At 38.8% G+C, this 18,688-nt stretch carries 26 protein-coding genes; 4 read left to right on the top strand and 22 right to left on the bottom strand.

Annotated elements, in window-relative coordinates; all coding sequences use genetic code 11:
* Positions 1 to 17 precede the first annotated feature (17 nt).
* The 3 genes from LC048_RS08840 to LC048_RS08830 are packed head-to-tail and all read right to left on the bottom strand — an operon-like array spanning position 18 to position 2,084.
* Complete coding sequence (locus LC048_RS08840) at positions 18 to 758, bottom strand: hypothetical protein (protein ID WP_306050013.1); 741 nt, start codon at positions 756 to 758, stop codon at positions 18 to 20.
* Between the two features lie 4 nt (positions 759 to 762).
* A complete protein-coding gene (locus LC048_RS08835) occupies positions 763 to 1,467 on the bottom strand; it encodes a hypothetical protein (protein ID WP_226607407.1) in 705 nt (234 codons plus the stop codon).
* Positions 1,464 to 2,084 (bottom strand): YdcF family protein, encoded by a 621-nt coding sequence (locus LC048_RS08830; RefSeq protein WP_226607409.1) that lies wholly within the window; start codon positions 2,082 to 2,084, stop codon positions 1,464 to 1,466. Before LC048_RS08830 ends, LC048_RS08835 begins: the two co-directional genes overlap by 4 nt.
* A 259-nt stretch (positions 2,085 to 2,343) precedes the next feature.
* Here LC048_RS08830 and LC048_RS08825 point away from each other — a divergent pair, with 259 nt between their 5' ends.
* Positions 2,344 to 2,865: a MerR family transcriptional regulator gene (locus LC048_RS08825; protein ID WP_443137080.1), complete on the top strand. Its 522-nt coding sequence runs from the start codon at positions 2,344 to 2,346 to the stop codon at positions 2,863 to 2,865.
* 314 nt (positions 2,866 to 3,179) lie between these two features.
* Here the strand turns inward: LC048_RS08825 and LC048_RS08820 are convergent, their stop codons facing one another.
* The 7 genes from LC048_RS08820 to LC048_RS08790 form a co-directional block, all read right to left on the bottom strand.
* Positions 3,180 to 3,380, bottom strand: coding sequence for a cold-shock protein (locus LC048_RS08820; protein WP_306050010.1), 201 nt, complete (start codon positions 3,378 to 3,380; stop codon positions 3,180 to 3,182).
* 108 nt (positions 3,381 to 3,488) lie between these two features.
* Positions 3,489 to 4,517, bottom strand: a complete 1,029-nt coding sequence (locus tag LC048_RS08815; protein ID WP_226607417.1) for an ion channel — start codon at positions 4,515 to 4,517, stop codon at positions 3,489 to 3,491.
* A gap of 18 nt (positions 4,518 to 4,535) precedes the next feature.
* A complete protein-coding gene (locus LC048_RS08810) occupies positions 4,536 to 5,765 on the bottom strand; it encodes a glutathionylspermidine synthase family protein (protein ID WP_306050008.1) in 1,230 nt (409 codons plus the stop codon).
* A gap of 10 nt (positions 5,766 to 5,775) precedes the next feature.
* Positions 5,776 to 6,240, bottom strand: coding sequence for an RNA helicase (locus LC048_RS08805; protein ID WP_226607422.1), 465 nt, complete (start codon positions 6,238 to 6,240; stop codon positions 5,776 to 5,778).
* A 15-nt stretch (positions 6,241 to 6,255) separates the two neighbouring features.
* Positions 6,256 to 6,654, bottom strand: coding sequence for a DUF350 domain-containing protein (locus LC048_RS08800; protein ID WP_226607425.1), 399 nt, complete (start codon positions 6,652 to 6,654; stop codon positions 6,256 to 6,258).
* Positions 6,655 to 6,669: 15 nt separating this feature from the next.
* Complete coding sequence (locus LC048_RS08795; protein WP_226607428.1) at positions 6,670 to 7,113, bottom strand: aminotransferase yhxA; 444 nt, start codon at positions 7,111 to 7,113, stop codon at positions 6,670 to 6,672.
* Positions 7,114 to 7,301: 188 nt separating this feature from the next.
* Positions 7,302 to 7,427: a hypothetical protein gene (locus LC048_RS08790; protein WP_264188558.1), complete on the bottom strand. Its 126-nt coding sequence runs from the start codon at positions 7,425 to 7,427 to the stop codon at positions 7,302 to 7,304.
* An 87-nt stretch (positions 7,428 to 7,514) separates the two neighbouring features.
* On the opposite strand from LC048_RS08790, the gene LC048_RS08785 reads away from it, so the two are divergent.
* Positions 7,515 to 8,489, top strand: coding sequence for a LacI family DNA-binding transcriptional regulator (locus LC048_RS08785; RefSeq protein ID WP_226607430.1), 975 nt, complete (start codon positions 7,515 to 7,517; stop codon positions 8,487 to 8,489).
* A gap of 169 nt (positions 8,490 to 8,658) precedes the next feature.
* On the opposite strand, the gene LC048_RS08780 is transcribed toward LC048_RS08785, so the two are convergent.
* The 9 genes from LC048_RS08780 to LC048_RS08745 form a co-directional block, all read right to left on the bottom strand.
* On the bottom strand, positions 8,659 to 9,228 hold the full coding sequence (locus LC048_RS08780) for an MEDS domain-containing protein (protein WP_226607432.1): 570 nt from the start codon (positions 9,226 to 9,228) through the stop codon (positions 8,659 to 8,661).
* A 265-nt stretch (positions 9,229 to 9,493) separates the two neighbouring features.
* The gene (locus tag LC048_RS08775) at positions 9,494 to 10,492 is read right to left on the bottom strand and encodes an NAD(P)H-dependent flavin oxidoreductase (protein ID WP_306050005.1); all 999 of its coding nucleotides are present in this window, start codon (positions 10,490 to 10,492) and stop codon (positions 9,494 to 9,496) included.
* Positions 10,493 to 10,605: 113 nt separating this feature from the next.
* On the bottom strand, positions 10,606 to 10,791 hold the full coding sequence (locus LC048_RS08770; RefSeq protein ID WP_226607436.1) for a hypothetical protein: 186 nt from the start codon (positions 10,789 to 10,791) through the stop codon (positions 10,606 to 10,608).
* Between the two features lie 80 nt (positions 10,792 to 10,871).
* Positions 10,872 to 10,952, bottom strand: a complete 81-nt coding sequence (locus LC048_RS25010) for a phage holin (RefSeq protein ID WP_371932055.1) — start codon at positions 10,950 to 10,952, stop codon at positions 10,872 to 10,874.
* 270 nt (positions 10,953 to 11,222) lie between these two features.
* The gene (locus tag LC048_RS08765) at positions 11,223 to 11,795 is read right to left on the bottom strand and encodes a glycerol-3-phosphate acyltransferase (protein ID WP_306050002.1); all 573 of its coding nucleotides are present in this window, start codon (positions 11,793 to 11,795) and stop codon (positions 11,223 to 11,225) included.
* Between the two features lie 279 nt (positions 11,796 to 12,074).
* Positions 12,075 to 12,563, bottom strand: a complete 489-nt coding sequence (locus tag LC048_RS08760; RefSeq protein ID WP_306050000.1) for an MFS transporter — start codon at positions 12,561 to 12,563, stop codon at positions 12,075 to 12,077.
* Between the two features lie 36 nt (positions 12,564 to 12,599).
* The gene (locus LC048_RS08755; protein WP_306049998.1) at positions 12,600 to 13,379 is read right to left on the bottom strand and encodes an MFS transporter; all 780 of its coding nucleotides are present in this window, start codon (positions 13,377 to 13,379) and stop codon (positions 12,600 to 12,602) included.
* Between the two features lie 225 nt (positions 13,380 to 13,604).
* Positions 13,605 to 13,838: a group-specific protein gene (locus LC048_RS08750; RefSeq protein WP_226607443.1), complete on the bottom strand. Its 234-nt coding sequence runs from the start codon at positions 13,836 to 13,838 to the stop codon at positions 13,605 to 13,607.
* A 134-nt stretch (positions 13,839 to 13,972) separates the two neighbouring features.
* Positions 13,973 to 14,704 (bottom strand): ZIP family metal transporter, encoded by a 732-nt coding sequence (locus LC048_RS08745; protein WP_226607445.1) that lies wholly within the window; start codon positions 14,702 to 14,704, stop codon positions 13,973 to 13,975.
* Between the two features lie 332 nt (positions 14,705 to 15,036).
* Between LC048_RS08745 and corA the strand changes: the two genes are divergently transcribed.
* Together corA and LC048_RS08735 are read left to right on the top strand one after the other, a co-directional pair.
* A complete protein-coding gene (gene corA / locus LC048_RS08740) occupies positions 15,037 to 15,987 on the top strand; it encodes a magnesium/cobalt transporter CorA (protein ID WP_226607447.1) in 951 nt (316 codons plus the stop codon).
* A gap of 64 nt (positions 15,988 to 16,051) precedes the next feature.
* The gene (locus LC048_RS08735) at positions 16,052 to 16,246 is read left to right on the top strand and encodes a hypothetical protein (RefSeq protein WP_226607449.1); all 195 of its coding nucleotides are present in this window, start codon (positions 16,052 to 16,054) and stop codon (positions 16,244 to 16,246) included.
* A gap of 167 nt (positions 16,247 to 16,413) precedes the next feature.
* On the opposite strand, the gene LC048_RS08730 is transcribed toward LC048_RS08735, so the two are convergent.
* The 3 genes from LC048_RS08730 to LC048_RS08720 form a co-directional block, all read right to left on the bottom strand.
* Complete coding sequence (locus LC048_RS08730; protein WP_226607451.1) at positions 16,414 to 16,608, bottom strand: hypothetical protein; 195 nt, start codon at positions 16,606 to 16,608, stop codon at positions 16,414 to 16,416.
* The gene (gene spoIIP, locus LC048_RS08725) at positions 16,601 to 17,731 is read right to left on the bottom strand and encodes a stage II sporulation protein P (protein WP_226607453.1); all 1,131 of its coding nucleotides are present in this window, start codon (positions 17,729 to 17,731) and stop codon (positions 16,601 to 16,603) included. Before spoIIP ends, LC048_RS08730 begins: the two co-directional genes overlap by 8 nt.
* A 167-nt stretch (positions 17,732 to 17,898) precedes the next feature.
* A complete protein-coding gene (locus tag LC048_RS08720; RefSeq protein WP_226607455.1) occupies positions 17,899 to 18,621 on the bottom strand; it encodes a DUF421 domain-containing protein in 723 nt (240 codons plus the stop codon).
* Between the last annotated feature and the right edge of the window lie 67 nt (positions 18,622 to 18,688).

Raw genomic sequence — 18,688 nt, 5'->3', positions numbered from 1 at the left:
TTATCCTTACAAGCATATTATCTTATAAAAATATCATTATCATTTAAAAATCTAAGATGCTCTGTTGATGAACCGCCACTGCCAAATCCATTTAAGTTTGGGTAAGAAGGATACTCAGTGGACCCATCAGCCGATGTTGCCTGCCAGCCAAAGTAATATTGAGCAGGTGGAAAAAAGTCAGCAAATAAACCATTCGGTTTCCTTTCTTCCATCAGTTTATTTTCTGCTGCCATATAATTTTGCCATTCTGAAGGAATTGAAGTATAACCATATGACTTCTTCCCAGCCTCTGCCCTGTAATCCATTTGAATACCGGGATCATAATGGTGCTTTCCCTCAGTGACGGAAAATCCACGTTCTTTTATTAAAAAAAACGTCAAATACTCCAAATTATTCTCCGGGTGAAAATTCCAGATAATATAATATGATGACGGGTCATCAGAATCCATCTTCCAGATTTGCGGCATGCTCCCGGTAGAGAAGCTGGATAATTGCCACTCATGCTTCTTCCACTCCCAAAAGCTGATACCATGGTCTTCCTCTTTTGTAATGAAAGGAATGTATACATGCTTATCATCGAGAAAAATCGTGTCCTGTATTTCCGCTATTCCAACCCTGTTATTTGGACCGCTCAAGATCGCCTTTATTTCCTCCTGGTCTGGAAAGGTTGCTGGAGGAGCTAGATAATACCAATAAAAAATTCCACAAGAAATCAGAATCATGATAAGTAATAGAGGCACGAGCACTTTTTTGCGCATGAAGTTACTCCCCCTTCTTCAGAAAAGTTTTTTCGGCACGAAAGTATAATTGCTTTTGGCCTGTTGAGATTAAGAGCCCTTTTCCATCTTGTTCAACAAAAATCATAGGATCTATCCCGCTCCCCCATTTTGCTTTAGTTCTTGCAAGCTGATATGGGAATCTTTCCTCCGCTTTTGAACGTTCAATCCCAGACTCAAAGGTTTCGTAGTACCATTTTTCACTAAAAACAGGTTCTTCTTTGATACTGTCCATTTGAATTAGAAGAGAATCCCTGTCTAATTTCTTATGATCAGCAGAGGGATGGGTTTGAATGATCTTTCCTTTGTTGCTATTCGATAGATAGGTTGATATCTCATTGCCAGGAAATATAGCACAATGAATTAGTGGATTGATTAGCGATACTGCCAAAAAGATAAAATTGGCGAAGAATCCTAACCAGGCATATTTCCGATACTGATCCCAGCTTATGCCTTCATTTTTTCGCGAATAAATTCCATATAAAATCCATACACCGAGAGGAAGAATAGCTAGTTTTATCTGCTGGTCCATATATGGCAGATTAATAGAGAAAGAGAATAAGCCAACTAAAATGACAATTACCAGCTTCCATATTATTGGCTTACTTTCCTGCTTAGTATAAATACGTCTTGCCAGAATGAATACAGCACCCCATGCCAATAGATTTAAAACAACCTCTGGAGCGTTCATTTATTCACCTCATTTTCATTCCTGCTTTCTTCCTGCCTTAATACTTCCATCATGAAATATTTAGTCAACGCCAAGTATTCTCTTGTATAGGATTTCAACACTGCCTGAATTGGCGTCTTTGCAGGTAATCCATTTATCTCCAGCCCTTCATTGTCTGCTATCATCTTGGCACGGAATATATGAAAATCGTTCGTCACGACTAAACCCACTTCAGCATTATCAGGGATCATTTTTTTAGAAAAGCCAATATTTTCATATGTGTCAGTTGACTTGTCTTCGAGGAGAACCCTTGATTCCTCGATTCCATGTTGTATCAGTTCCCTTTTAATGCATTCGGCTTCAGATATGTCTTCCCCTGGACCTCTACCACCAGAGGCGATCGCAATTGTATTTGGATTTTCCTTTAGATAGTTTGCTGCGTGGTCTATACGGTATTGCAAAGCCAACGAAGGCACTTTTCCTTTGACCCGCGCTCCTAGAATTAGGATATAATCTGCATTCTTCGGGACATCCATGTTAGCGTGCTGAGTTATTTTATAATGAAGGTATCCTGCATAAAACATGGATATCAGAAGTCCAGCTATCATAATTTTTATAATTATAGGTTTCTTTAGCATGATTGTTAACCCTCCAAATCGATATTTTAATATTACCATCCTTTACCAAGAAAGTTTACAGTTCTCATAAAAATTATGGATAACTGGATAAAAACTAACATAACTCGACTGTATAGTGTAATAAAGTTGAAGCAATTTTAACTAAAGAGTGTATGGTGATGTTTCTTCACTTTCTTTGCCGAAAACCGACTAGTTTTGTCAACGACAAAGGAAAAGCAGATTTAAAAGCGAAATTTTATTACAAGAAGGAGGGGTAATGATGAATACTAGCGCAGTAGCAAAGCTGCTCGGCGTTTCACCGAGCACAATTCAACGCTGGGTGAAGCAGGCAAACCTTCAAATGGAGCGTACGGAATTAGGGCATTATCAATTTTCTAAGGAAAGTATCGAGGTCTTAAAGGACATAAAAGAACAGCTTAATAAAGGAGTTTTATTGCAGGATTTAAAAGTTAAAGGAAGAAAGCCTAGAAAGGCGACAATACCAGTTGTTAAACCAGATTTGGCAATGGATAAGTTAATAAAGCGCATGGAGGATTTCGAAAACCGACTTAATAGGAAGGCTGATGAAGTTGTTTCTTATCAAATCCTTCAGCATCGCAGGGAGATTGAGGATCTTCAAAGTGAGGTCGCCAGGCTTAAAGAAGTGATTGCAAGCATGGAGGAAGCCGCAGCACAACAGGAACCTGTAGCCAAGGAAGATAATCAAGCTTCTTCAACACCTATCACTTCCTTAAGAAAATTCAGAAAACGAAATATAATCAGTTCTTTTTTTGGATTTTAATTTTTGCACATCAAGGATGTGTTTTTTTTTTGAATTCAACTCCTCAAAAGCAACAATATTTACGCAAACAAATAAGAAAAGCGTAAGCGCCTTGGTCAGCCCCGACAAGCGTTGGAGGGCCTGACTGTGAAGTCGCTCTTTGACTTCATTGACAGGACCGAAACGTCTCGAGGAGTTAGGAGCCGCAGCTAGACAAGCGACTCGAGGGGCTAGGCGCTGGAGCTGGACACTAATCTAAGTACAAAAATTTTTTCTTTCTTATTCAAACAAAAAAACAGACCCAGTAAATCTGAGCCTGTTTTAAATATCCTTAGTTAGACTTTCTGTACGTTTGTCGCTTGAGGGTCACGCTGGCCTTGTTCAACATCAAATGTAACTTCTTGTCCTTCATCTAAAGATTTGTAACCTTCGCCCTGGATTGCTGAGAAGTGTACAAATACATCTTCCCCGCCTTCACGTTCGATGAATCCAAAGCCTTTTTCGCTGTTAAACCATTTTACTTTACCACGTTCCACAATTGTTGCCTCCTAGCGATTAAAAAAATTGCAATTTAACCTTGCGTGATTATTATATCCTTCTAAAAATATTTTAAACCAAAAGGGAAGAATATTTTTGAGGAAGTTTTAACTGCATAGTTTTTTATAAGTTGCCTCATCACAAATGACAAACATCTCTGTACCCTCAGGAATTTGCTCATCATGTTTCCTGGCAATATCAAGCGCGTGTCCATCTGAAATGAGTGTTGCCCCCAAGTCAAAGAGCTCCATGGCTGCTTGTTTGTAGGTGGTCCAATGCGGCTTTTTATCAATTTTATAGAGGTTTTCTCCTTCCATATTGCTGAGCAGTTGTTTAAACAATCTGCTTGAACCAGGAAAGATTGCTGCTTGAGCCATAAGTTTAGATACTGATTCGTTGGATAAAATAAACTCATCTATGTTCGCATGTTCAAACAATGCAATATGCTTTTCTTTCATGATCTCGGCAACCGTGTATATGTTTCTTTTTGACTGTTTTGAGATATGTTCTACCCTTGATGCAATTAGCAAAGTTTTCCCATCTGCGTATTCAGGAAACTCAATACGATCATCCGTAAACACGGCTACTGATTTGGACTCCAGGATATTAGCCTGCATTAGAATTTCTTCTTCAGCAGGGTTTCCGCTGACAAAGTGTACTCGGTCATGCTGCACTGGCGATTCATTACCATGATCGACAATGACTATTTCGCACTTTTTATTAGAGTTAAGAATTTCCTCAACAACATTACTTAGTTTATCTTTGGAGGAGCCGATCAGTATATAGTGGTCCTTTCCTTTATATGCCAACTTCCCTTCCTCCTTCATTTTTTTATACAAAGTCAAACTATCAAAAATCTTGCTGATAATAATACCCATTGCCCCAATCCCGATTGTATACAGCAGTACCATCGTAAAAATTCGACCTAAATCACTGCTGGGTGAGTAATCACCGTAACCAACCGTCACGACAGTGGTCATTGTCCACCAAACTGCATCAAGGTATCTCGGAAAAGTTTCTGGTTCCAGCGTCATGATAATCAAGCTGCTTAACAGGATCACTCCAATAACGACCAAAGTGATTTTCAAAAGACTGACTTTCAGCAGTTTTGTAAATAACCTCTGTAAAATCCACATGATGGAACCTCCTTTCTCTTAAGCCAATCCCACTGGTAAAAAGCAAGAAAGGTTGTTGGTAATTTGTCCTCCTACACGGTAACCAAGCGCCGATGATTTTCCGTTAACAAGAAAACTGCCGGTCAAAAGATGTCCTTTTTGCATACCTTTTTCTGAATTGTATGTAACAGTGGGCAGTTCTATATACTGCTGAAAAATAGATGGAACATCGTGGTAATTTTTATGTTTTTCTTCCATTAACAATTGACCAGAGCGGCTGTAGATCTCGACTGTGTCACCTTCTCTCCCAAAGATAGGTTTTTTGACAAAAGGAATCTGCTTTGTTAAAAACGGCTCCGCTTCCAAATAAGTTGGGAGGAAATATTCGTTGATCCAGTAATGCTCTTCGGGTGTGAAGAATGGATCATTACCTTCATGTAATCCCCATATTACCGCTTGAACAGCCTTGTTTTGCAATAAGAAGGCGGACGGAGGATTAATCATTTCCAGTTTCTTTGTTTTTACTAGTTCAAGCAGCCACATCCCGATTTTATTTCCTGAATCGTCTTCATCCAAAATGAGGCTTTCTATCGGAAATGTTTGCCGGTAGAGTATGTCAATCTTGCGTCCAGTTTCATCGTATAGACCATTCCCTGGTATGATCCTAAGTTTATCTAGCGGAATAAATCTGGAAGGTAAACCATATAGCTCCTGCAGATAAATGACTGTATTTCGATCTTCTACATTGTCTTCATGCGCGGTAAAAACAACATATGGTTCAGTTTCTTCCAGCCATTTTGCAGATGCAGCGACAGCAAACCGGACAGCTCTTGCGAGTTGAGCCTCCATTCCTTCATTGGGATTCTTTAAGCCAAAATGAGTTGCTACAGATCCATTAACACTAAATAATTCTTTAATAAAGGTTGGAGTATCAGAATTGATCTCAATGCATTTGTATGTATTTTCAGTTTTAATTAAATCCAGCCTGGCGATAACACTCTCAGCATTTAATGTTTTGAGCCTTATAAAATCGAGTGTTTCAGCTGGATACCCCATTTCACTCAAGGTATCCAGTTGGACATTTCTCAAAAGCTCACTAACTTTAAAAAATATTCTGCCGATTCTATTTGTACAAAGCCTGATTGTTTCGACTTCCCCCGGATCTATTGTGGAAATATCCAATAAGGCATATTCCTCTCCATACAAATCGGTCCAGAAATTATTTATGCTTTTATAAAAAGCTGCTCTATTTTCTTTGTAATTTTTCATGGAATGCCTCCTATTCCATGTCGTTTTCACCAATCTCTTTAAGATACAGCACGTAAACTCCCCGATCTTCATCCACTTCAGTGGAGGTTACAGCCATTTGCCCGAAATCAGAGAGATCAATGATATCTTTTAAAAGATAGCGAATTACATCAAGGTGTGTCCGACAAGGAACTGTAGTTAACAACCTATAATTCTCACTTTCCTTATGTCGCCGGAATTCCACGTGGATTCCCATACCTCGATAATTTTTCTCATCAATGACATAATTGTTCCTGCCCCGGTCCTCCAGAACGAGTATTTCTTCATCCCCAACCATCTCATTGGATATCAGTTCATACTGGCTTCCTTTAATAATGAAATAAGTGCAGAGCTGGCGGGCATAAAATTCATCGATACCGACATTCGGGATTGTATATTCGTATAATGGTTCATAATTGTCTTTCCCATCATGAACAAAGTAAGTTAGTTTTTTCATGAATTCATTCTCCTCCTAATAAGAAAGGCTTTTTGCAACAATCCAGCCTACAGCGAGAGAAAGTGAGAAGAGAATGACACCCACAGAACGGTTGTCTTCTTCAATCGCTTTTTGAAGACTATATCTGACCGTAGCTACCTCAGCGACAAAGAATACAATGATTTGTGTGAATATCCCAATGGAGCCCCAAATAGCCATATCCAGAAGGGATACCGAATATTCCGCTGCTGCCCCTAGAACGATTGCAAGTCCAAGCATTTTCCCGCCAAGTGAAAGAGCAGCTGTGATATTTCTCTTGCCAATCAGTTCAAACTCCTTAATTTTTGGAGTAGCCAGCACGAACAAGCCAACACCTGCCGCTAGCAAAAGCAATCCAAGTCCTAAATAAGCAGCAAAATTCAAATATAAATTCATCTTTGTTTCTCTCCCTTAACCGCCAGTTGTGCTTCTTGATCCGCTGCCGAATCCTGAACTTCCCTTTGGCGAAGTGTTTTTATAATTGCTGTCCAATCTTGCTCCTTTAAATGATGAACTGTTCTTGTACTTCGAATAGTCATTGCTCTTATAGAGTAGTGATCGGTTCGCAAAGAACATACCAGCAAAAAAGTAATGTCCAAAATATGGAGAATTGTTATCATCACATTCCCAGACACCATCTTCATTATCCCATTCCCAATCTGAACAGTCGGTCCCTTCTGGTACTGGAGGGATATCCTGGCTCTGCTCAGAATTCCAATCCTGTCCTTCCTCGCCAGAAACATCCGGTTCCCAATCCCGGTCCGGAATGGCCTGAGGGTTGTTATTACAGCCAGTTAGCCCCATCATCAAAGCGGTTGCAGAAATACTTGCGATAACCTTTTTAGTTTTGCCCATTTATTTCACCTCTTTCTTATTGACGTAAATATTTACGGAAGACCCGGGAAAAAGTTTCAAATTCTTTCTTGCTTTCCAGATTACAACCTTCCTTTTATTGTAACACTTTCCTTTCCCAGTGATGCTGAATTCTACAATTAGTTTAGTACTTCCTTCTGGAATTTTAGAGTTCTTTTTCTTCTATCAATTCAATCTTTCCCATAAAAAAATTCCTCGTAATTAAATTCTTCAATTTCCGCCTTTCCTAATGCGATTTTTGCTAAAATAATCTCAAATAAGCATAATCCTGCTAACATAATAATTCCTTCAACCATAATGACATCTCCTTTAAAATATGTTTGCTTAAACAATAATTTATGGAACGCGTTTCAGGTCAAGAATAATCTTTGCGAGGTTTTTAAATGGCTAATATCCGAGAAATTGCCCGATTGGCAGGAGTGTCGGTTTCCACTGTCTCACGGGTGTTGAATCATCATCCATATGTAAGTGCAGATAAACGGGAAGCAGTTCTGAAAACTATAAGAGATCTGGATTACAGCCCTAATATTAATGCTGTTCATTTATCCCTTGGTAAGACAAATATGGTCGGAGTGGTACTGCCAACGATCAATCACCCTTATTTTTCAGAACTCCTCGAAGGAATTGCTGAAGAAGCAATGAAGCAAAATACTCAGCTGGTTCTCTTCCAGACAGGTTATCACCAAGATAAGGAGTACGAAGCGTTAGAACAATTACGTGGTCATCTTATTGATGGGATTATTTTTGCTTCACGTGCAATTCCGTTTGATTTACTTTTGAAGTATAAAAGTGCTGGTCCGATTGTGATATGCGAGGACTCTGATCTAGATGATTTTCCATCTGTTTCCATCGAACATGTTGCGGCATTCAATCTGGGGTTGGAATATTTAATTTCAAATGGTCATAAGCGGATTGCCATTTGTCTTGGGAGACTCGAAGGAACAAATAGCCAAAAACGCCAGAAGGCTTACGAGGAAAAGATGGATATGATTGGCCAGAAGGTACAAGAGGATTGGATTCTTGGCAATTGTTTAATGATCCAGGATGGAAAAAGAGTGGTGAATCAGTATTTACAAATGAATGAGAAGCCCACAGCCTTTCTAGTGGGAAATGATCAAGTGGCAGCCGGAATGATCACCGAAATTGCCAAACAAGGACTTGCTGTGCCTGAAAATGTAGCCATATTGAGCTTTGATAACCATCCTATATCTGAAATAATGAGAATCACAACAATTGACATACCTACTAAACAATTAGGTGCATATGCTTTTAACTCTTTTTATAAGCGGTCTTGCGATAGTACCTATGCAGAAAAGATCGCCCTGCCCTTTAAATTGATTGAACGACATTCTGTATAGAAGAAAAAAAGCGCAAGCGTCTCGTTCAGCCCCGCAGCTAGACCATTCGAAAAGCGGTGACGACTGCCCAACTCCGATACAGCACAAGGGCTAGGCGCTCGATCTGGATTAAGTAATTTTATCTTTCCTTAACAACGAAAAAACCTGCCCATTATCGGCAGGTTACTTATTATTTTTTACCGCTTTTTCGATCTATCAAATCAATGGTATCGTCTGTCATATAATAATCATGGGAATCCATCAAAATCTCTTTAAAAGATTCAGGTACCCTATTAGCATCATAACCACAAATGGTGATTAAATTTGTCGCCTGAAGCATTACGTTTGCTTCTTTTTCATAGTCACCAATATTCTGATAAATTTCCTCTTGATCTCTCCATTCAACGTGAGCCCAAGTCTGAATAGGAATGTTATTTTTCAAAAAAGGTGAAAGCATGTTATCTAAGTAACTAAGAATTGTATCCTTATTAAAGTTACCCCTATAGCAGTAGAAATCATAATTATTGATTGTGTGAATCATTTCCTGTTGTTCCTCATCAAACTCAGCTTTGATTCTCTTCTGGAGTTCAGGCAAAACCCGATCATTTTCAATGATCATCACGTGGTTGCCAATTCCAAGTGCCGCTGTAACATAAACTATAAGGTTATCAACATATTTCTCTTCATTTTCAAATGAGTAAAAAATATGGGCACCATTTTCCTTAACAGTAGAGATCAAGTCATGGATTTTTTTGTGCATTGTATCAGTCTCCTTCGGAATTCAAGGGAAACAAACAATGAATTCACGTATTCAAAGTATACCCTTTATATTAACATACTTCTATCCATTAATCGATTAAACTATTTTATGATTCAATCACGTCCAATTATATATATAACGATTGCGAATTAAATATCCCTGTATTTCCCTAATTTGGTTTTTTATTGTGGAAGTTCTCAAAAGACCCTCCACTATTTCATTTTAAAAAACTCACCGAACACTTGCATGATCGGTGAGTTTGATATTATTCCATAATAAAAGTTTTGAGTTTGCTTGCTTTCTCATTCAAATTACTTAAAGCTTCATTGTATTCTGCTTCTAATTGGCTAATAATCTCCGATGCGGATTGAATGTTATTAATAGCGCCAACTCCCTGCCCCGCTGACCAAATATCTTTCCAAGCCTTGGCCTTCGTCTCTCTTTGCATTGAATCGAAATTAACATTTTCTTTCTTCTTGAGGGTTTCAGGATCCAGTCCTGCCCTTATAATACTTGGCTTTAGCATATTCGCTTTTACACCAGAAAAAGCGTCGGTGAGAATAAGATCTTCTTGGGTTGCATCCACTACCATTTGTCGGTACTCATCATTCGCCATACTTTCCTTTGCCACAATAAATCTTGTCCCCATGTAAGCAAGATCTGCTCCTGCAGCCTGTGCAGCAAGTACAGCTTTTCCGGTCGTAATGGATCCTGCCAGAACAATGATTCCATCCCAAAAAGTTCGTACAGAGTCTACAAAAGCAAAGCTATTCAGTTCACCCGCATAGCCCCCTGCCCCGTTAGCGACTAAAATAAGGTCATCTACTCCTGTCTCTGCAGCTTTCTTAGCGAACTTCACATCACTGACATCTGAAAATACAAGGCCTCCATATTCATGGACAATGTCTACCACTTTCTTAGGACTCCCCAGTGACGTGATAACAAGCTGAGGTTGATGCTTTTTTATTAAGGTAAGCTCTTCTTCAAGTCTGCTGTAAGTACTATGTACCACCATATTCATAGCCCAGGGTGCAATTTTTCTTTCTGGTTCTTTGATTTTTGCTTCTTCTAATTCGTCATTCAACCTGCCCATCCATTCATCCAGAACTTCAATTGGTCGGGCATTTGGAGCTGGAAATGATCCAATCACTCCATTTTTGCAGCAGGAACTTACCAAATCAGGACCTGAGACTAGGAACATCGGGGCTGCAATTGCAGGAACAGATAGCTGATCCCACCAGCTTTTTGGAACCACTTTACTCATCGAATCATCCCTTCTACATTTCTAAATTTTCTGAATATCTATATCATAATTTAACTGAGCAGTTTTTTCAATCTAGAGGGGGATTTATTATGTTAAAAAAAGAATCCCTCACGTTAATGTGAAGGATCCTTGCGGTATTTCTGCTGAATTTTTTTTATACTGTTAAGAGTACGTACTAAAATCGTATCATGACCTTCTTGTGGGTTCGTTAAATACCTGCGCCAAATCAATTGGCTTCCTTCTTCTATCAACAACAAAACAATGATTGGCAGCAGCAAGAGCCAAATCCAGGTCCACATATTCAGGCTCCTTTCGAATGGATACATTATCCTATTCATTTCTTTACCTCAAAATGTGTGAATGATAAACATAAACTTCTTTAGTTTGGGTTTTTGTATTCCATTGCCCTTTTACTGTCTCTGTATCCTTTAGTCGTTGGATCTTGTATAATCCCAAGCATGGCAAGAATCATGAAAATTCCATTTACTAACACCAAAACCTCATTCTGCAAGTCCTCTGTTAATCTGAAAGTGATCCACCCCTAATCTATTCATCCCTTCCAGGACAATTTGGGCTACTATCATTAATTGTGAAATGAAAGCAATAACCCAGGATTTATTTCTAAACCTAACACCCCAGTTAAACAATTACATCATTCCTTCCACTACTTCTGTTCTATTAATAATATATTCAGCAGAAGGAATTGGTTGTCTGAATTGTGCCGCCCTTTTTATTTTCCTTTTTTGCCTAATCTTACAGAAATATCCTCACGGTGAATGAATATTATCATCATTACAAGTATACCGGTAATAACGTTGACAAGATGCTGAACTCCAAAGAAATAAAAGCTTAGAGGAATTAAAACAAATGAACCTAGACCAGCAAATGTAAAACTTTTCAAAAAGGGATAAAGCAAAAGGAAACCCGAAACGATGACAATAGCAGTTAGAGGTTCAAAGGCGAGCATCCCTCCGATAAAAGTAGAGATGCCCATTCCTCCTTTAAACCTCAAAGTAATTGGCTTAACATGGTCAACTATAGCAAATCCCAATCCAATCAATATGAATTCAGGTGAAAGTTCCAAATATTCACCAATAAGGATTACAATTACTCCTTTTAAAGCATCTCCAAGAAAAGTCAAAATGAATGATAATTTTCCATGGACACGGCCGGCATTCCTCGCCCCTACATTGCCGCTTCCCTCAACTCTTATATCCTTTTTCCCGAGGAATTTGACAACGATATAGCCAGCCATCAAGGTGCCCAGAAAATATGAAATTACAAAATAACTAAATATAGTCATCGCCACACAACCTGTCTATCCATATTAGTAGAGTTTATTCGTTAATGGTCCTGTTAATTCCTTTATAAGATTTACCTATAAAAATTCCCAGCCTCAGTTGGCCGGGAATATCTGTTTCTGTTAACCTGTATGAATTGACTGCTGCAGCAAATCTTAATTCACTTCTCTTTCCAGCAAATCAATATTTTTCTTGAGGTGTTCCAGATTTTTCATTTTTGCTTTTACTTTCAACCTTAATGTTATACATATTTCACATTACTTATACCTGCATGTAATCATTTATGGTCTTTGGATTGCTACATTGTTACTGTTAAGGTACCTTTTTTTCATATAAAAATAGAATAGTAAAAACACAGCGCCTGATAACAATCGTAACACAGCCGCGAAATTCATAGCTGCATCAATAGAACTTAACTGAAGCAAATACACACCAACCTGTGGTGCGATAAAGCCTATAATCGCTAAAAGGATGTTATATTGTGCGATAAAACTACCACGGTTCTCCTCCCTGGTCACTTCAAGAAGCTGGTTAAATAACAAAAGAACGGTCCCGGAAACAAAAAGGACGGAGGTAAAGTTGACGAAGGTAAGGTAATACATATTTTTTGAAAGGATGGTTAGGAATGGCGCTGATGCCATCCCGACTGCAGTAACTGCCAGCATCTTGCCATTGCTGTGCTTATCAGCCATCCTTCCCCACCACTTGAAGCTAATGATCTGACCCACTTGGTTCGCCACAGTTATGATGCTGATCCAGAAACCAGTCATATGAGCGACCCTGATATTGTAAATATTGAACAGAGGTCAGGCTAACTGCCAGGCAAAGTTGAAAAATAATCCACATATCAAGAAATAAATGAACGGTTTATGTTTATAAGCATCCCATCCAAAATTAAAACGCTTCCTGTCTGGTGCGGTTTCTTTTTTCGGTTCTATATGTCTATTTAAATAGACCACTTCAGCAATCCCAAATAAAAATGCTAAAATGAAGAGAATTTGATATGGAAGCGGATCTGATTTGTCAAACCATTGTAGCCCTATTCCAATCAGCAATGTCGTAATCATACCAGCAATGGTCAGGATTCTGTTCCTTTCACTAAAAAAGCCGCTTCTGCGGCTGTCAGAAATAAGGTCTCCGATAAATGACTGCCAGCTAAGCATTGCGAATGATCCAGGAAGATTCATTAGACCAATCAATAATACAAATGTCCAGGCCCTGTATTCTTCAGGCAGATAAATGACCATAAACATCCCCAGCAAAAATAAACGTGTGAATAAAATCGATAGTCCAGTAAACCTCTTTTTTTCCTGTAGCCTGCTCATGATCACGGTAGCAATAATCATTGCGAACATACCTATTATTTGAGGAAGTGAACTAATTAACCCAACTTGATAATTCGTAGCACCGAGAACACCTATTGCAAATAATGCGAAGTAGTTATTGCTCATACTCATAACAATGGTAGATGCGACACCATTTATTATGCTATTTTTTTCATTCCTCATTGTTATTTGTGAAGGGCTTTCCATATATTCATCTTCTTTCAAATCATTCGAATTTATTTGGGATATCGAAATATCCACCTAATTTTACTCCTTCTGTTATTTGCTGGCAATAAGATTTTTTTAAATATAAACTATGAATCTCCTGGAAATAACAGGTTAATCGAAGGTCCACTTTGATCTCATTTCTTGTAGGTTGGCTCAAATAAAGAAACTTACCGTATTCCAATAAAAAAAAGGAGCACATAGCCCCTTTACAACTAGTCAAGGAAATTAAAACAATTTCGCTGTCGATGAATATATTTATTATACGTTCTTTAAAACTAATTTCAATTTATTGTTACGTTCGCTTCTTTCTTCCTCTGTCACAAGATCATACTTCTTAAGCAAGTGAAATACTTCATTCCAAATGTCCTGTGTATGTTCTTTCTCAAAAAAATGGTTGAATAATGGATGAATGTCCTGGGGAAGAAATTCTTTTTGTGATTGATATTTCTCCTGAACATCCTTTTGGCTGTGGTCGATATTGCATTCTCCCATACTGATCCCTCCTAAATATGTATACCATTAGAATACCAGACTCTCTTTGTCTTTACCCAATACTATTAGATATATTCCCATCAATAGAAGCCTGAATGATGGAAAAGGAAAAAGCTAACATGCCCGGCTTTTTTTTAAGCGAAATTAATAGTAAGATACAGCATAGAAATCAAGCCGAGTATAAAGGAGTAGGTCGGAAATTTGACTTGATGATCCTCCTGGCTTTCTGGTATCAATTCTTTATAGATGACAAAGAGCATCGCACCTGCTGCAAAACTCAATCCATATGGTACAAGACCTGCTACTTCGGCAGCGAGAAAATATCCAATTGCAGCCGTTAAAATTTCTACAGCCCCTGTAAAGGCAGCGATCATAAATGCCTTCACTTTCGTCATTTTTTGATGAATTAAATAAAGGCCCACGAGAAATCCTTCTGGCGCATTTTGCAGGCCGATTGCAAAGGCAATGATAGCTCCAAGGTTATCCTCACCAGAACCATAACTAACACCGACTGAAAGACCCTCTGGCAGATTATGAAGAGTAATAGCTGTAATGATGACGAATGATTTTCGATCTACACCTGAAAAAAATTTAAAGTCCCTTGTGTCGAGGTCTTCAGTCTTCGAATGAATGAAATTCAACACAAAAGTCCCTAATAACATTCCGATAGATAGGACCCAGATATTTGATGAATTCAAAGCCTCTGGTATTAAGCTGAAGGTTGTAGCAGCCATCATGATTCCTGAAGCATAACCAAGAAGCAAAGACTTCAATCTGGGTGAGACATTATTTAGAAATAAAACCGGAATTGCTCCCAAACCTGTTGCCATCGCAGAGATGACAATTCCTAAAAAAGCTTCTGCCATTACTTTTTCCAGTGCCCCCTAATTTAACAAAGTAAAATACTTTTCCCCTTAAATGAAGAAGTTACACGTTAAAAAAACTTATTTGAGATCTGATCGGCTGCCCAATTTTTGGGACTTCATATTTAAATTGTCTTTCATCATCTTTCATTTGTTGGTTTGCGGCAGATTGCTAACTCCTGTTGTCCCATTCATTTGGTTTAATCTTTGATTCCTCTCCATCATTGCTAATATAATAATAATAATAGGCTATCTAAGTCATTGGAGGATTGAATGAATGTGAACACTTCAACCCAATTAATTAAAATAGTCCAAAACTTTTTTCGGGAGAATTTATGATACGTACAATTTCTGTTAGTCCTTATGGGGATATCCAAACTGGTCAAGGTATAGAATCATTGGTGTCAGACAGCAACCATTGGCATTGGATTGACTTTAATCAGCCGACAGATGAAGAGATTGAATTATTAAAGAAACCTTTGGAATTCCACCCTTTATCCATTGAAGATTGTATCCATACCCTACAAAGGCCCAAACTCGATTACTATGATGATTATCATTTTTTTGTCTTTCAGGCGCTAAACGGAAATTCCATGCAGAAGGAAGAGGTTGATCTATTCCTGGGGCACAACTATGTTGTAACCTACCATAGCGTCGGCATGAGGGAGATTGATGAAGTGTGGCAGAGATTGGAACTTGCGAAGGCTCCAGGGGAATGGAACCCATCGATCGTCCTCTACCATATTTTAGATAAAATAGTCGATAATTATTTCCCTCATGTTTATCGGATCGAGGACTTATTGAATGAGATTGACGAGAATTCAGCCGACCGCTCGATGGAGGAACTGCTAGAAGATTTATTCGATACGAGACATGAATTGCTCTCGTTAAGGCATACCATCACTCCAATGAGGGATTTAGTATACAGGATGATTAACTCTCATCGCCTTTCGGGAGTACTTGAACAAAAAGAATATTTTGCGGACATCCATGACCATTTATTAAGATTAGCTGAAAAGGTGGATGCAAGCCGTGAACTGACAACAGATATGCGGGACAGCTATTTGTCGATCAATTCACATGAAACGAATCGAGTAATGAAAGTACTTACTGTCATCACAACCATTTTCATGCCACTCACCTTCATAGCAGGGATTTACGGGATGAATTTTGAGAATATGCCTGAACTCTCCTGGAAATTTGGTTATTTTGGAGCATTGTTCGCCATGCTTGTCATCGGAATGATCATGTTCTTCTGGTTCAGGAGAAAGGGATGGTTTAAATAAGAAAAGCGCAAGCGCCTTGGTCAGCCCCGACAAGCGCTGGAGGGCCGACCGGTGAAGTCTTTCTTTGACTTCACCTGAGCGGACCGAAATCGAAAAGTATAGCCGACTGCCCAGAAACGCAGAAACTGGAGACTCCGACAAAGAAGCGCTTTTTGCTTCTGCCGGCGGAGATGAAGTTTCGGAGTTTCTAGGAGGCAACACTAGACAATTCGAAAAGCGGAGGCGACTGCTCAACTCCGACAAGCGCTGGAGGGCCTGACAGTGAAGTCGTTCTTTGACTTCATTGGCAGGACCGAAGCGTCTCGAGGAGTTAGGAGCCGCAGCTAGACAAGCGACTCGAGGGGTTAGGCGCTGGAGCTGGACATTTCTCGAAGTATAATTTATACTTTCTAATCCTTTGAAGCCAAGAAACCATTGAAGTATGCTTCAATGGTTTTTTTCACTTTGCTTTTCCGCCTCATCCTGTTGATTTATAAAATTTTCAACCAAACATTTACTGCTTATGATAATGCCTGACAAGAAAAATGTAATGGCGAACGCCAAGGAGAAATAAAAGTACGCTACCATCGTAGTGGCAAACGTCCACAACAGCCAGAAATACTTCTCACGATTTTCAGCCATTTACCTCTTCTGCCTCCCAATATATCTGGCTGATCGCTTCCGCTAAAGCTTCTATTGTGTTCTTTAGTTCTTTCATATTATTATCAACGCCGCCTACCTCGACGACCAGCGTGTTTGCATGTAAGTCTTGATTGTAAATTCCATCAACGCCGATACCTTTTTTGGGCAAGACTCCCTTACTGATTCCGGGATAGTTTTTATTAAGGATCTTATGAAGTTCATTTGCAAACTTCAAATTTTGCTGGAAGTTCTTATTTTCCTCGCCAATGACAAAAACTATTCTGGCGTAAGGTTTGTTATTAATTGTTGCTGTTGTTGAATCCTTCCTGACAGAATCCCGGTGGAGGTCGAGAAAGTACTCTAATTTCTCATTTCCAGCCATAGCGCTTTGAACCAATGAACGTGAAATCTCATAAGACTTGTGTGTTAGCCAGCCCTTCCTATCCAACTCCTGGCCAATATTGGTCTTATCTACACTAGCTCCTATACCCCTTTTCTCCAATTCGGTTCCTAGCAATTCACCTACAATGGTGATGTTAGTCTTTCCATCGACAGCTTCATTTTCATTCTCCGCACCTTCCAGTCCTAACAATGGCAAGTAGGATTCCCAGCTGTGAGTATGATAGATGAATACCGATTTTTCCGTCGGTGAAGATCCTGAATATACTTTTCCGCTGTTCAGCTCCTTCAGTTCATTCGCTGCCATATTCCTTTCCTGTAACAGAACATCCATGGGAGGCGCAGATTCAACTGGGATATCCGTGAAATCAACCCCTTCCCCTGCAATAAGGAAGTTTGAATCAAAAGCCCTGAAACCTGGAATTTCACTTCTGATTAGACTCCTGATATCGTTCATCTCCACATTTGTTAACAATTTGAATCCTGTAGAAAAAATCGGCAAATCAGCATTTGACCCTGTTAATGCATGTCCAATCAACGGGTTCTCATAACTGATGATTCTTAAAAATACCTGAGCACCAATATCTCCGTTTACTTTGAATTTAAAAAAGCTGATGTTCGAAGAAGAAATGAATCCAGCTATCAGAAAAAAGCTTAGAGTACAAATTAATATAATGAAACCAGACAGCATTTTCCTGTAAATTTCCACTAAAATCCTATTCATTTCAATCACCCTTTTGCTTGTGATTCCCATTTGAAAGTACTATCCCTATTATTCCATAACTATGTATACATGCAGAATTTAGACTAAAAAACGCCCGGACAGATGTCACGGACGTTCAGTAACAATATTTCATTTTCACATAAACAGTATTATGATTAGAGACTAAATCAGTGATAAATTGGCGGTATATTTATAGCCGATTGATTCTTTAAAGTGATATGCAGCGATTTCCCTTCTGTGATGGAAGCAAAAAATACATCCTTTAAATTATGAATTGACTCCTCTGCTAATTTATCCATCAGCCACTTCTCATCCAAGTTAAGCCGGTAGAGAATTTTCTTGTACAATTTACCGTCTATTATTAATGGCATGGCGAAATCCTCAGCAGACTTGGATAAATTCATATCTTCGAGAGTGACTGTCGCTTTTTCTGTTTTTTTCATGATAGATAAATTCCCGTTACCTTCGAGGATTCCCATTCTTACATCCTGAACATTAAAAATGTCTTTCTCACGCAACAATAATAAAATATTATCGATTGAATACTGTGTTTTACGTAGATTCTCCACAATAAATTTTCCTTCATGAATGACTGTGATTGGTTCAAATGTTAGTATATGCCCTATTTTCCTGTTTTTAATTTTCAGGTAGGCTACCAGCTTTTGTAGCAATGCTATTAAGATAATTGCAATTCCGGTATGGATATGAGGAATCTTCGGATCTGCAATGTCTGCTCCAACGACTGCGCCGAAAGCGAGTAGTATTAAAAAGTCAAAAACAGGCAACTCTCCTATTGAACGTCTCCCCATAAACAAAGTCGCAAACAACATCAACGGCAAAATAGTGACCACCCTGCCTAAGAGAATGAATGTTTCGTGTAGAAGTTTCATTAGTCTCCTCCAATTATAAGAATCCTATAATTAGTTTCGTTGTAAATATTTCATTTATACCAAGAGA

Origin of the sequence: Mesobacillus subterraneus (assembly GCF_020524355.2) — a bacterium.
GTDB lineage: Bacteria > Bacillota > Bacilli > Bacillales > Cytobacillaceae > Mesobacillus > Mesobacillus subterraneus_C.
The sequence above is the reverse complement of the archived record's forward strand: the minus strand, read 5'-3'. Positions and strand labels throughout refer to the sequence as shown.